Source organism: Polynucleobacter sp. AP-Capit-er-40B-B4 (assembly GCF_018882245.1).
Classification (GTDB): domain Bacteria; phylum Pseudomonadota; class Gammaproteobacteria; order Burkholderiales; family Burkholderiaceae; genus Polynucleobacter.
This window is the reverse complement of the sequence record NZ_JACVOV010000001.1, coordinates 50,147-63,941: the sequence shown is the minus strand read 5'-3', so window position 1 is coordinate 63,941 and position 13,795 is coordinate 50,147. Positions and strand designations below refer to the sequence as shown.

The window sequence follows — 13,795 nt, the reverse complement described above, 5'->3', positions numbered from 1 at the left end:
GTCCTTGAGTTAACGATGCTCCAGTCTGCCACCTCATCAGGAACTGATTGACCTAGTGTTAGATAAAGGCTCTGTTGTTTGGATAACGTAACGATTAGCTACTCGGTAATCCCCCCACAGGTTAACTGAGCTCAGAGGTAGAATTTTCTCAATTAGAGGAGTTCTACATGAAGCGTTCTAAATTTACTGACAGCCAGATCATGGATGCCCTAAAGCGGGTTGATGCTGGCTTAGCGGTTCCCGAAGTCTGTCGCGAACTAGGTATTAGTTCAGCTACTTTCTACAAGCGGCGTGCCAAGTATGGTGGCATGGATACCTCCATGATGGCTCGCATGAAGGAGCTTGAGGCTGAGAACGCCCGCTTAAAGAAGATGTACATCGAAGAGAAGCTCAAGGCAGAGATACTCAATGAGGCCCTCACAAAAAAGTGGTGAGGCCGTCTCACAGACGTGAGATGGCCCAAAAGGCAGTCAGAGATAAGGCAATCCCCATTCGGTTGGCCTGCGCTATCTTTAGCGTGAGTGAGACCTGTTACCGCTATGAAGCGAAGAACAATGCGCAGAATGAACTCATTGCTAACTGGCTGATCCGCTTAACGGATAACAATCGCAGCTGGGGCTTTGGCCTATGCTATTTGTACCTACGTAATGTCAAGAACTACACATGGAACCACAAACGGATCTACCGGATTTACCGCGAGCTTGAGCTCAATCTGCGCATCAAACCACGCAAACGTTTGGTAAGAGATAAACCCGATGCGTTGGTTGTACCGCTGAGCATTAACCAAGTCTGGTCGATGGACTTTATGCATGACCAGTTACAAGATGGCAGATCCATCCGCCTCTTTAACGTGATTGATGACTTTAATCGTGAAGCCTTAGGTATTGAAGTGGACTTCTCCTTGCCATCTGAGCGAGTGGTTCGCAGCTTAGATCAAATCATTGCTTGGCGAGGCAAACCGGCAGTGATACGAGCGGATAATGGCCCGGAACTTGTCAGTGGCAGACTGATGGAGTGGGCCGCAAAGCATCAAATCCACATACAACACATCCAACCAGGTAAACCACAACAAAATGCCTATGTAGAGCGCTTTAATCGCACCGTCAGATATGAGTGGTTATCTCAACATTATTGGGAAAGCATTAACGAAGTTCAAGAGTTTGCAACGCAATGGATGTATAAATACAATCATCAACGTCCAAACATGGCATTGGGCGGCATTACCCCGAAACAGCGACTGGCCATGGTTGCTTAATTAACTCTACTTCTAGGTTCGGTTAAATAAGGGGGGATTACCCTCTGAGGTAGCCTCCACCCTTTAAATAATCATTGACTACTTTTTGCTTGAACTGCGCACCGAGTTTGCTCAAGAAGTTGACCTTTTTAGTTGGATTGGTTGTCCAGCTTTTGTGGGTCAGTTCATTCTGCAAGGGGTTTTCCTTTGGTCCACTCAAGAGAAAAGTGCGGTGAAGCATTTCCAATTCTATAGATTCGCACCGATTTTCCAAATCAGTCAAAAATGCTATCTAAGAATCTTAATTGAGAATAATTTCATTAACTTTGTGTTGCTGAAAAACTACTTTTTACTAGGCGCTAAAGCTATACATTTATAACTTGTTTGTGTGCGTAGAGATTGCTTTGCCAACTCTTCCGCGCGTTGCTGGATAAGGGGATCCCAATCTACCGAGGGTGGCCGCATGTCGATGACAAGTTGATTGTAGATGCCTACTCTACAGTCAAATTCAGTGAAGTAGGTGCCTAATTTAGTGTTGGCACCTGTGCTGCTGGCGGCCAAGGCTACAAGAATCCAGTCCATTAGTCTGTTTTGGGATTTACTACTTTCCCATCCTCATAGTTAGAGTGAGTGAGTCTTATTGAATTGAGCAAGAGGGTGATAAAATCAGCGCCATCAGTGCAAATGGTTTACTCCCCAACCGGATTTTTAAATTCCTCTCGTGAGTTGACAATATACCAGTCTGCTACTTCATCAAGCACAGATTGTCCTAAAGTCAGGTATAGGCCCTGTAGTCTCTCGGTCTTATCAATCTTATTTTTTAGGGCGTTTTCATTATCAAGATTAATGATTTCATTGTGAATTTTTTCACTTTGCACATAAACATGTAAAGATGATTCATAACGCTTAATGAGCACATCAAAAGCATTCATTTTGCAGTAGCCTTTTGAAAGTGCTAGAAAGATTATGGCGCAGCCACTGATAGCATTAATTAGCTCTAGCGGTAATGGGAATCCTTCAATTCCGTTGAATATGAATTCTCGACCGAGGATAAAGAATCCGCCAGCAGTTACTCCTAAAGCTAGATTGAGTTGGTCAAATTTCTTTAGCTTATTTTCAAAGTCATCGATTTTTTTGCTTAAGTATTTGATTTGATCTTTAACCCAAGAGGTATCTAGGGTCGTAATGTTTTCAATAATTCTTTCTTGTGAATTTATCTCACCGTTCTTTTCGCCAAGGTCCATAAACCAGGCAGTCCTCAGTGCACGCCTCACCCATGAGTTATCCCCCATCTGAGTGGAGAGAAAAAAATCAGCAGGAACCTTGCGAATATTTGCCTTATGCCAGTATTCCTGTATTCGTAGTGCCTCGCTTAGCGCTCTATAACTTTCATATATCTCTTTGTATCCCTTTTTCTTTGCAACATACCAGACTAATAGAGCCATCCCCGCAAAGACATATTTAGCAAAAGGATTTTCTTCGAACCATGAAAGATGCTCAAGAACTCCTTCAAACCCATGGAGTAAGCCAATGAGAACGGAGAGAATAAATACCCAGTTTAGACAACGTTTATATTTAGCCTGATAATCTGAGGCTAATTTATCGCATGTACCGCGTAAGTGTTGAGTGTAGATGTCGCCGATAGAGATTGCTACCTTATTCTTGTGCTCATATATTTTGTAAAGAGCTTCTGTGGCCCAAGTTCGCTCTGGTGTGGCATTGCCACTTTTCATGGATTCAGCAAAGGTATTGATTAACTCTAATGATCTGCAATTGAGCAACTCGATTTCATCGGCTACTGTAGTCGCTTGATCGCCTGGTTGTATATAGCTTTTAATCTTTTCTATTGCTTTAGTTTTTGGCCTCTCATTAGAGAGACCTAATTCAATTCGAGCTTCTTCGGAACGATTCTTGCCATTAACGATAGGGGTGATGAAGTAGGCGTCATCCATTTCGGTAGGGGCTGACAGTTCTTTTTCATAGCTGCGTCTGACCCGAATCTCGTATAAAAGACCTTCTTCGGCGCATCGAATATTAGAGTCGCTAACCTCTAATAGATCAATACACCCTCGCTTTCGAAATTCCACAATTTCAGCCGTACCACCCTTTTTTAGGGCTGGCTCATTATTCATCAGGGCAAAAAGAACATAGGAGTTAATAGCAACAAATTCGCCAACCTCTTTGTACCCCTGGTTCCTTTGGTCCTCTGAAAGATTAGTTAGCTCGCTATTGAGAGTAATTTGGTTAATCAGTCTCTCGTGTGAAGTAAGGCTATCGAATTTCTCATGCCAATCAATGCCGATCGTATTTTTATATTCCTCTAAAGGAAAGGGATAGACGGTATGGAGAAAGCAGTTGTTGTCTTCCGCTAAAAAAGTCTCGGCTGCTATACAATCAGCGCCTTCGGCTAGCGGAGAAATAATGATTAGAGGGGTTTTAGGATAGCGCTTACGAAAGCTTTTAATTACGAGTTGGATAGATGCCTGGGCCCTTATGGCATCCTCAGGGAGGATATCTCTATGTCCAGTAATGCCAAACGTTATTGGCGATAAGAAGGTTTCGGGAAGCAAAGCAGCGCTAGTCATCTTCTCTCATTTCTAATGTTTCAACTGCAAAATCAATTGCATTTTCAACGGTGACCATTTCTTGGGCCCCAATCACTGCTAGCACGTCAAAGTGCATCCTGATAGATTGGGTCAATGATAAGCATGTCTTATCCTGATATCCGCAGAGAGCATAGAGATTATCGGTTTTCTTTAGTTTTGAGGGGTCAATATTCTTAAGGTCAAGAGCATCCAGTATTTTGGCTATCAACACTGAAATCTCTTTTTTGGCGTTCTTGGTGGTGATTGTGCTCAGTTCCATAGGGATATTTGGCTTGCCAAGGCGTTTACTTTGAATTTCAGGACCAAGGGCAGCTGTTTTTAGTTTTGCAAACTGCGTATCAATTACGCCGTCGCAATCAATTTCAAGTTCCACTCCACACCCTTCGGTATCAAAACCATTAAAGGGGAGATTTCCCATTTTCTCAGAGATAACATCAATGTTTAGCAGGTCATAAAGCTTCAATTTTTTCTTAAGCTTACTAATTTTTTGGTCTGAAGCTGTCCAGTCATCTTCTTTCTGAAAAAATGAAATCAAAGTCGCCCTTGCCATGCTATCGAGGGAATCGTCTTTAGGTATTGAGATTACAAAATTGACTAGTACATGCAGATTGTTGTTATTGAATTCGCCGTCATCATCAACTATAAATTCATCTTCCTCTTCAGAGTTTGGGTAAACTTTGACATCGCAGTAGACATCATGAAATCGCTGATCCATGATTTGCCCTATATTGGAGAGAAGGGCTGGCGTTATCTTTCGATCAATTAAGCGTTTAATTTCTATGCTGGCATTAACTAATGCTGGGGCAACCCTTTTTTCATAGCTTTGGTATGGAGCCCCGTTGTCATTTAGTATTTTTAATCTTCTTGCTTTTTCTTTTGGGCTAGCAGTTCCTCGGTCCAATTCATGGATCTCAGAGTTATTAACGATTTCAGTCGACTTTTTCATAGTAATAGCTCAAATATGTATTTGTATAAGAAGAAAAAAAACTGCTATAGTTTTTGTAATAAATTACATAATACAAGGGAATAAATGACCTGTATTGTGCTTATTTCTTCGGTGTACGCGCCTCAAGCTCAGGACGATTAAATGGCAATTGCGAAGCAAACTACAGTCAAACTGAATAAAGATGAGGCCAGTCTTTGGAAGTTGCTCTCAGCGCGTGAAATAGGCTCTATTCAGCAGGGGGTAGATATCGCATGTTCTCTAGGGGATGAAATATCTGGGATATTGGCTGGGGTTGAGGTAAGGGCATCCACAGGCGAGCTCCTAAGGGGTAGTCGCTTTTCTGGGACTGGGCCCGCCCAACCATACTTGGATTTTGCTCTAATGGGAATTCTATCGGGCGCAATGGAGGGAAGCAAGGCTTCTCAAATCAAAACAAAGGTAAGAAAACTCGTTTTAACCATTCCATCTGTGCCCAGGCTGAAGGGTTTCTCTGCTCTAGAGGATCTCCAATTGGTAATTCAAGATGGCTGCCACTTAGAGGACCTTAGTGCATTTGATGCGTTCCCAGTCTTAAGTCATTTATTAATTAGTGGAGAGCAAAAAACTATTTATGGGGAGAAAAACTCAAGCCTCGGTTCACTAAGAGGCCTGGATGCACCAATGTTACGAGTCGCAAGTCTAAAAGGAGTCGATCTATTGGATTTGGGGGGATTAGGGCGGGGGGGGTATTTGGAGGAGGTTGACCTAAGCGGTAATGAAAAATTACAACATATAGACTCTCTTGAGTCTTCCGCAGGGAGTTTAAGGTCTCTAAATTTATCTAGTTGTAAAGCTATAAAAAATATTGATTCCCTGAGAAATTCTCAAAAACTAGAGCATATTAATTTGAGTGAATGCGAGTCCCTAGTGTCAATTAAAGGTCTGGCAGATTCTATAGCGCTTAATAGCGTTGAGTTAGTAAATTGCAAGGTTCTTGCAAGTTTAGATGGACTTAATGATAAAAAAATTATAGTTAAAAGTGCTAGTGAGTACGACGAAACAAAAACATTTTCCTTGCGTGGATGTGAGACTTTAGTAGATTTAAAGTATTTCCCAGATCTTGGTGACGATGTCGATAGTCTTATTCTATCCAATATGGAAAAGTTGAAGGATATTAGTGGGATTTCAGTTGCCCCTTATGTAACTCAGCTTGATCTATCCTGGTCGGGCATTGAGGACTTAGGTTGCCTACGAGAATTTACCAGTCTTACTGATATCAATCTCACAAATGCGGATTGCCTTGTAAATGCTACCCCTTTGGGGGATCTAAAAAATTTGAATAAGGTAGACCTAACTTATTCAGGAAATCTTAAAATTTTGCCGAGTACATGGGGGTCACCCCTCACGGAAATCAGTTTAAGGACTTGCAAATCTCTGGAGTCCATTCAGGGATTGCCCAAGAGTCTTAATAAGGTATCCGGAGGCTGGAAGTTAGATATAGATCTTAGTGGTTGCTCTAGTCTACGTGATCTCAGTCCGCTGGCTATCCCAGGGCTTTTAAATAAAGAAACACTCGACTTGAGCGAGTGTGATCAGCTTAAGTCGCTAAATGGGCTTGAGAAATTCCATGAGATCACGCTAATTAAAATCCCATCAACGATCGAGGATGCAATAGCTTTAAATAAATTTCAGAATCTATCTATTGATATAGATTTGGGAGACCAGGAGAGGTTTCCAAAGTCGCTCGCCAAAGCCCTGAGTCAGCTTGACTCATTTAATCTAGTTGTTAAGGGCTTTATGCTAAATAACTGTTCCGCCATAGCGGACGTAACTGGTCTAAAAAATTTAGATGTAAGCGAGTGCTACGAACTCAAATCAATAAAATTTGTCGTTGGTCTTAATTCTTTAGTTGATTTACGAATTAGCAAAACTTCACCCGCATTTAAAGAGGCCGGGTCTCATCGGTTTGAAAATCAAACGCAGATTTTCAAGCTGCAAGAAAGAATTTGTGAAAAATATAAGTTAGCCAAACCAGTTCGTCAAAAGCTTGCAGTTAAGGCAGTATCGCCGGCTATGAAATCAGCATTATTTAAAAAAATTAAACCCCTCATTATTTCCAATAAAATTTCCGATGTATCAAAGGCGCTTAAGTTAATTGAGGGGTGTAGTGATCCAGAATTATTTGATGCACTTGTAGACGGCGTAAATACGGGTCAACTATTTTCTGGGGGGAGCGATGCATTAGGAAAAATCTTTAAAGCCACTCTTCAGGCTGATAGGGATTTTTCTAGGTGGAAAATTCTCTTTATTCTATCTTTGGCGCCTGATTCAGCTAAAAAGGCCATTGAGATGCGAGACTCAATCCGATCCATAATTTTTAATATCGGTGAGAATTTAAAGGTCTTGCCAACGATATCCCTAGAAAAATTTAAGGGCTTAACTAGTATTGAGTTTGAGAATTTCCTGGGAAAAGATCTCACCATGTTAAGTGGTGCGAAAGGTATTGAAAAAATCACCATTAGAGATTGTCCGCACCTTATATCATTTGCTGGTATTGAGGCTGCATCAAACCTTCAGTCTCTTGAAATTCGGTCTTGGAATGGTGGATTACCATTAACGGATGCTTCTGCTTTAGCTAATAAACCTAAATTAAGTATTGAGGATGGGGCCTTAGACCTGTCTTGTTGGGGTAATAGCCCTGGCTATTTGGAAGGTATTGAATTCGTAAGTAATCTGAAATCCGTCAAATCCTTGACAGCCAATATTGCTCAGTCAGTGAGCTTAAAGCCTCTTTTAGAGGCCCCTTGGATAAAGACCTTTTCCCTCAAGTTTGAAAACCAGACAATTGAGACGGCTTGTCTTAAAAATGCTGAAGATATAAGAATTGAAGTGCCTGATTTGGAATTCATCCCCAAAAAGGAGTGGGGAAACCCAGTGAGTTGGAAAGGAAATTTTCAAGAGCTAACCTCTTTATCTATTACCAATGGCGCACATGATTTTTCTAAATTTACAGCGCCCAATATCGAGACTGTTAAGTTAACCTGTATAAAGCTCGAGAGTTTGATCGCTTTCTCTGGCGCTTCAGAGCTGGAAATTATGAATTGTGTATTGCCAACTTTATCGGGTATTGAGAACTGCAATTTAACTTCCTTTGATCTTTGCTGGTTGGATAAATCAACGAAGGATATTGAGCCTCTTAAAAAAGTTTCATCCGTTGTAGAGTTAAGGATAACGTCTGCTAAAGCCTATTCTCCGGCAATATTAAAGCAACTGCAAAATTTTTCTCAAGTACAAACATTGCATGCAGGCCAATACTCGGGCTCTTTACTTTTTTTAACGGGCTGGGATAACGTGAAAACATTAGATTTAAGATCGTCGGGGGATTTGGAGGGCTTAGAGGTCTTAAATACCCTGCCTAAATTGGAAAAAATTCGATTAAATGGGGCCAAGATGAAGCGAGATTCATGGCCCAAGCATTTACAGACTTTGTTGGACTATAAGTCGACGGGGTGGTAAGTGCATATCTGTAAAGCTAATTTATATAATGGTGTCAGTATTAATGATCTTTGAATACCGTCTCTTATGGTGTTAAACGACTTTTTATTTGGATATGAAACATTATGAGTAACCCTTTTATATGCAACTCTTGTGGAAAAGTTTATCTGCATGGTGGTGGAGATGGTCTCTGCAATGAGCCTAGTTGTCGAGGAGCAATGCTTGACCCGCTACTGGGATTCATTAGCTATAGGCGTCGATGTGATACTCATCGCGGGCCTGAAGAAAACGATTTGGCCTCACGTATTAAAGACCGAGTAGAAAAAGTGTTGGCTGCAAGGCGTCTTCATGGTGGATTTTTCATAGATAAAACTGGCATTGAGCGCGAGGATTTTGAGAATAAGATTTCGACTACTATTCAAGTTTGTAAAGGCAGAGCGCTTCTATTGATTCTTACACCGGGCGCCCTAGATTCGAGGGATGAATCTGAGGAAGATTGGATGCGCAAGGAGATTGCTTTAGCCATTGAGTATGGAATGGAAATTATCCCGATTAAGGCGACTAAGTATCGGCAGGATGCTGATTTTGAGTGGCCAAAAATACTTCCCTCTGATATCGCGCCAATTAAGAAAAAAAACTTAAATTTGAGTTTTATTGGTGACTTAGATGAAAGGTATTTAGTTGATTCCGTTCAGCATATTGCTAATGAGGTTATTCAATATCTTCAATCCAATCAGATAATTGAAGCTCTCCCATCTAAAGAGGCTAAGTTGACCTCGACGGTTCCTGAAGGTCATCATGTTGTTATGTCACTAGATCGGTGGAGCTCTATAGTTGCCAAAAAAATGGTTCCCATTCCCGAGGGCATATTTCATATGGGGTCGATAAATGGACCTGTTGCTGAGCAACCACTTCACGAGGTCAAAATGACTTCATTCTATATGTCTAAATGCTTGGTAACTCAGCGGGAGTACGAGAAAGTCATGGGGGCAAATCCCAGCAACTTCATTGGCGACTTAAATAGGCCTGTAGAAAGTGTTTCTTGGTTTGATGCTGTTGAATTTTGCAATAAATGGAGTGCGCTTGATGGCTTAGATACTTGCTACGAAATAGCTGATGGGGAAGTTTTCCTTGATGCCAATAAAAACGGCTATCGACTGCCAACTGAGGCTGAATGGGAGTATGCCTGCAGAGCTGGAAGCTCTTCTGAATTTTTCTGGGGAGATGATGACAAGCTTGCGACCAAATATGCGTGGGATGAGACAAATAGTGATGACACAACACACTCAGTTGGAACTAAGCAAAAAAATGCGTTTGGTTTGTATGACATGTCTGGAAATGTATGGGAGTGGACTGGTGATTGGTATGCGATCGACTATTACCAACATAGCGATGAATCTAATCCACCCGGCCCAGAGTTTGGTGAATACAAAGTTATTAGGGGAGGGTGCTATTTTCAGGGGGTAAGTCGATTGAGATGTGCCAGCCGTATCAAAAGACTGCCAAAACTAGTTGATGATGTTACCGGCTTTAGATGTGTTGCAAGATTCGGCTAATTTTAAACTTATTGGGAATAGCTCCATGGAAGATTTATTGCTAGAGACTGCAACAGAGCGAGATATAGATGAGATTATGGATCTGGAGGTCCTCGGTTTTAAGCCAGGGGTAGTGGAGAGGGCCGATGTTTTTCTTGGCCGAATTAAACACTTTCCGGATGGCTTTCTGCTTATCAGGGATCCCTCCAGTAAAAAGGCTCTTGGATATATATCTTCGGAAATGTGGGTAAGGCATGAAGCTATCAAAGAGGAAATGTTTACTTTAAATCATGGCATAGAAGAAACCCATAGTTTTTTTGGCTCTGAAATTTATGTTACATCTATGACTATTCACCCAGATTACCGCGGTACTGGGTTAGGAGCCTTTTTATTCTCCGAGTGCATCCGAAAATTAAAAAATATTTATCCGAACATAAATAGTTCAGTATTAATAGTCAATGAAACATGGGTTAATGCAAAAAAAATATATGATAAAGAGGGGTTCATAGAGCTATTTCGTATATGTGGCTTTTTTACTCCCGATGGAGAGGCTCCGCAAGATGCTATCGTCATGCGCAAAGCACTCTAACTGTTGATGAACTAAATTTAATTATTTACGCTCAATCCATTTTATTAATGACGAGTATGTGAAAAAGGGATTCGAATGCCAAATTACACTGAAAAGCAGCCAGACGGTACTTACGTTACTTATACAGAGCAGGAATGGCGAGACAAAAATGCTGGCATGGGCTGGCTTATCGGAATAGGAGTGGTTCTATTCATTATCTGGGCTATTTATATTACTTTTGTCAATATTCTTGATGTCGTCGCTATTCCTCGCTATGGTTTTGATCTTTACTTTTCTAACATCACTCATTTACATGATGATGGGTATATCAAGTTAAACAAACCCGCTTACTTATTTTCAGATAGAACGACTATTGTGAATGCGGAATCGGGTAACGGCGCACAACTCTTATTAAGTGAAGGGCAGATGTTGCGTAATAAGGGTCATATATCCTCTGATGCATCAACATGGTTGGCAGTAGAGGCAAAGCAAGCTAATGGCATGGCAAGGGGCTGGATCTGGGGTCCTGGTAAGGTAGAAGGCGGGGGTGGTGTATGGTCTCAGGTCTCTAGTTCCGACTTAGATAGACAAATTGCTCGACAGATTAGGGCAGATTTGGAAAGCGCGCAAATTGAGGTCATCAGAATTCATGAAGGCCTAGATCTAGAGAAAGCACATCAAGATTCAGTATTTACTGCTAACTATGAAAAAGTTGACTCCTGGCAAAAGGATGAAGATAAGGGTAATACGCTTTTTGTAAGTAAAAGACAGGTGCAGCCTTTTCAGACAATTATTAAAGAAGCAAAAAATAAGGATAATTTAATATACCTCTCTGGAGCGAGGCCGATCCGAAAGGCGGTGATTGAGCCTCATAAAGAGATTCCAAAATCTGAGCCACCAATACCAGTACCAGCAACTGAGCCCGTTGCTCAATCCGAGGTTTCCAATTTAAACAGCAAGACACTTTCTACGGGCGAACAAGTAGTTAATGCCTCCATTGCTACTTCTAGCATAAAAGAGGTGATGGGACCAAGTTCTGCAGCCCCACTATTAACGTCGATGTTAAGAAACGACACCAATCAGATTGAGTTAGTAGACCTCAAAAATAAGATTGACGATCTTGGGCTACGCCCTGAAAAAGGGGATGTTAAAAGTAGTCGATTATTAAATGAGCAGGGCTTAGCAGCCTTTAAGGGCGGTCTATATAGCGAGGCTACCAATTATTTCTCGCAAGCAATTAAAGCTAACCCAGCGGATATAGAGGCTATCAACAATTACGGATATGCATTGCTTAAATCAGAGCAATATCCCGCCGCTGAAAAAATTCTGGGTTATTTATTGGCTATTGCGCCAGGACGTACTAGTGGTTGGGCAAACTTGGGAGAGGTATATGCGGAAACTGGAAGATTGGATGCAGCTTCCGCTGCTTATTTAGTGGGTTTCCAGTTCTCGACAAACAAACAAATGGCACTCGATTATTTAAGGGCTACCTCTGCAAATCCAGATACTTCGTCAAATCTCAAGCGCGCAATTGATAGTGCTTTGCAGCGGATGGCTAAATAAATCTAGTATGTTTATCCACCCTGTGGTGATTTGAATTTCAGGCGGCTATTCATGACGTACCACTCTGAAGTTTCTTCTAGGACCGAAATTCCAAGCATCTGAAATAAATCTCTAAATCGTTGAAGCGTACTGGGATTTAGGGGTCCTTCACTCTCAAGTAGATTCTGATAAATATTGCCCACCTGTTCAAAAATATGCTTAGATGCCTTGTAGCGCTTTACCAGCACCTCATAGGCCTGAATCTCTGCAAATCCTTTTGCTAATGTAAAAAGCACAAAAAATAATAAATAGAAGCCCCCAAAAATTAATGGCAAATGAAGATGTCTGGAGATAAATTCATGGCTTAATAGATAGGAGATCACCCCAAAGGAAAGGCAGGAGTAAGAAATAATCTTCAAAATTTTGAGCTTATATTCAAACTCTTTGATTCGAGCTGTAAAGAAGGCGATTTGACCTGAAATCCACATTTCTTTAGTTGACTTCAGTTTATGTATAAGCTTCTCCGGCGACGGTCTCTTGTTGGTCCGCGTCAGGTCAAAATCGAGAGTTGATGCTGATCTAAGCGTTCTGCGCACCCAAGAGCTGTCGCCTATTTGTGCGGCTAAAAGGTAATCAGCGGCTGACTCTTCAATTCCCAAATTAATCCAATAACCCTGCACCTTCAGGGATTCACATATTGCGCGAGTTGATTCAAAACGATGCTTAAATCGATTAATTAGTTCGCTAAATCCTATTAGCAGAAGACCGGAGATAAGAATAAATTTAAGAGTCTTGGTAACATCATCGACAGTAATTTGGTTAAGCAGCAGGCCCCCCCTTTTTTCTCCGATGACAAAATCAAAGGTTTCAAGTAAGGCAATAAGAAGTGCAATTATGAAGGCTGGGTATAAATGATATTTAATATAAGTATTCTTAAGTGATGTGGCAATTTTATCCAACTCATTGATGTAGTTAGTAGTAATGCTGTCCACATGTTTTTCGCTCACTCCATTCTTTCTTGAATTGCTTATAGCCTGATTTAGTAAATTGGTTTCAAAGGCAATAAGATCTGGATCGTGCAAGTGGCTTTGTTGATCAAATATTGTTTCAAACAAGTTATTGAGCCATGATTTGCCTAGTTTATGTGGGTCAATAACAATTGACTTGGCATTATTTTTTGATTCGTTGTTATGACGTTCGTATCTAGGAGTGTTGTAGCAGTATTCCGGCTCCAATTTTTCTGACGGATGATCTTTCCGCCTTACCCGTATTTCGTAAAGATGGCCCTCTTCGGCGCATCGAATATTATTTATACTTAAAACACCTGGATTCGTACAACCATTTCTACGGTAGTGAATAATATCTGCGGTACCACCAACAAAGCGCTTTAAGGTTCCCCAGTTATCCTTGATGGCAAATAGTATATGTGAATAACAAGCAACAAATTCCCCTGCTTTTTGATAGTACCTTTTTATGGCCTCTTCATCGCTTGAGATGTCTTCAGAAATGATGAGTGCAGGTAAAGATTTGGGATGTGCGAGTAATATATCAAATCGATTTTGCCATGCCCGAGAAATTGTTTCCCTGTAATGTTTTATTTCGAATGGAAGGGTAGGCAAGATAAATAATGAAGGGTCATTTATTGAGGCCACTGCTTCTGTGACAGTAATATCAGAGCCCTCAGCAAGAGGGCATAAAAACAAAAAAGGTGTAGCAGGAAAGCGCTGACGATAGTTCCTTATAACGTTTACAATCTTATTAGTAGCAATGCCTAAATCCTCATGTAAGACATCCCTATGTCCAATAGAGCCAAAAGTAATGGGTATCTTCCCCTCAATTTCAAGCATGAATTTATCTAGTTCAAGCATCTTAAAAGTACGATCCTAGTTA

General features: G+C 41.1%; 9 protein-coding genes. 5 read left to right on the top strand and 4 right to left on the bottom strand.

The window, feature by feature from the left end:
• Positions 1-167: 167 nt before the first annotated feature.
• Positions 168-1,255 (top strand): IS3 family transposase gene (locus ICN19_RS00300; RefSeq protein WP_216244739.1). Its coding sequence is split into 2 segments (ribosomal slippage): positions 168-420 and positions 420-1,255, totalling 1,089 coding nucleotides; the frame shifts between segments, so codons are not numbered across the junction.
• A 37-nt stretch (positions 1,256-1,292) separates the two neighbouring features.
• Here the strand turns inward: ICN19_RS00300 and ICN19_RS00295 are convergent.
• From ICN19_RS00295 to ICN19_RS00285, 3 genes are all read right to left on the bottom strand, one after another.
• The gene (locus ICN19_RS00295; RefSeq protein ID WP_216244737.1) at positions 1,293-1,517 is read right to left on the bottom strand and encodes a hypothetical protein; all 225 of its coding nucleotides are present in this window, start codon (positions 1,515-1,517) and stop codon (positions 1,293-1,295) included.
• Between the two features lie 406 nt (positions 1,518-1,923).
• Positions 1,924-3,819: a hypothetical protein gene (locus ICN19_RS00290; RefSeq protein WP_216244735.1), complete on the bottom strand. Its 1,896-nt coding sequence runs from the start codon at positions 3,817-3,819 to the stop codon at positions 1,924-1,926.
• Positions 3,812-4,786 carry a hypothetical protein gene (locus tag ICN19_RS00285; protein WP_216244734.1) on the bottom strand — a complete coding sequence of 325 codons (975 nt, stop codon included), beginning with the start codon at positions 4,784-4,786 and terminating at the stop codon, positions 3,812-3,814. The genes ICN19_RS00290 and ICN19_RS00285 overlap by 8 nt, the downstream gene beginning before the upstream one ends.
• A gap of 141 nt (positions 4,787-4,927) precedes the next feature.
• On the opposite strand from ICN19_RS00285, the gene ICN19_RS00280 reads away from it, so the two are divergent.
• The 4 genes from ICN19_RS00280 (at position 4,928) to ICN19_RS00265 (ending at position 11,926) form a co-directional block, all read left to right on the top strand.
• Positions 4,928-8,281: a hypothetical protein gene (locus ICN19_RS00280; protein ID WP_216244733.1), complete on the top strand. Its 3,354-nt coding sequence runs from the start codon at positions 4,928-4,930 to the stop codon at positions 8,279-8,281.
• A gap of 197 nt (positions 8,282-8,478) precedes the next feature.
• Positions 8,479-9,816, top strand: a complete 1,338-nt coding sequence (locus ICN19_RS00275; RefSeq protein WP_216244729.1) for a formylglycine-generating enzyme family protein — start codon at positions 8,479-8,481, stop codon at positions 9,814-9,816.
• A gap of 25 nt (positions 9,817-9,841) precedes the next feature.
• Positions 9,842-10,384, top strand: a complete 543-nt coding sequence (locus tag ICN19_RS00270; RefSeq protein ID WP_216244727.1) for a GNAT family N-acetyltransferase — start codon at positions 9,842-9,844, stop codon at positions 10,382-10,384.
• A gap of 75 nt (positions 10,385-10,459) precedes the next feature.
• The gene (locus ICN19_RS00265) at positions 10,460-11,926 is read left to right on the top strand and encodes a tetratricopeptide repeat protein (RefSeq protein WP_216244725.1); all 1,467 of its coding nucleotides are present in this window, start codon (positions 10,460-10,462) and stop codon (positions 11,924-11,926) included.
• 11 nt (positions 11,927-11,937) lie between these two features.
• Here ICN19_RS00265 and ICN19_RS00260 read toward each other — a convergent pair whose 3' ends face one another.
• Entirely contained in the window at positions 11,938-13,773 is a 1,836-nt protein-coding gene (locus ICN19_RS00260) for a hypothetical protein (protein WP_216244723.1), read from the bottom strand.
• Between the last annotated feature and the right edge of the window lie 22 nt (positions 13,774-13,795).

Bases quoted from the DNA above. Each gene is read 5' to 3' on its own strand.
- ICN19_RS00285 (WP_216244734.1), bottom strand. From the start codon at position 4,786: ATGAAAAAGTCGACTGAAATCGTTAATAACTCTGAGATCCATGAATTG.
- ICN19_RS00260 (WP_216244723.1), bottom strand. From the start codon at position 13,773: ATGCTTGAACTAGATAAATTCATGCTTGAAATTGAGGGGAAGATACCC.
- ICN19_RS00280 (WP_216244733.1), top strand. From the start codon at position 4,928: ATGGCAATTGCGAAGCAAACTACAGTCAAACTGAATAAAGATGAGGCC.
- ICN19_RS00290 (WP_216244735.1), bottom strand. From the start codon at position 3,819: ATGACTAGCGCTGCTTTGCTTCCCGAAACCTTCTTATCGCCAATAACG.
- ICN19_RS00275 (WP_216244729.1), top strand. From the start codon at position 8,479: ATGCTTGACCCGCTACTGGGATTCATTAGCTATAGGCGTCGATGTGAT.
- ICN19_RS00270 (WP_216244727.1), top strand. From the start codon at position 9,842: ATGGAAGATTTATTGCTAGAGACTGCAACAGAGCGAGATATAGATGAG.
- ICN19_RS00265 (WP_216244725.1), top strand. From the start codon at position 10,460: ATGCCAAATTACACTGAAAAGCAGCCAGACGGTACTTACGTTACTTAT.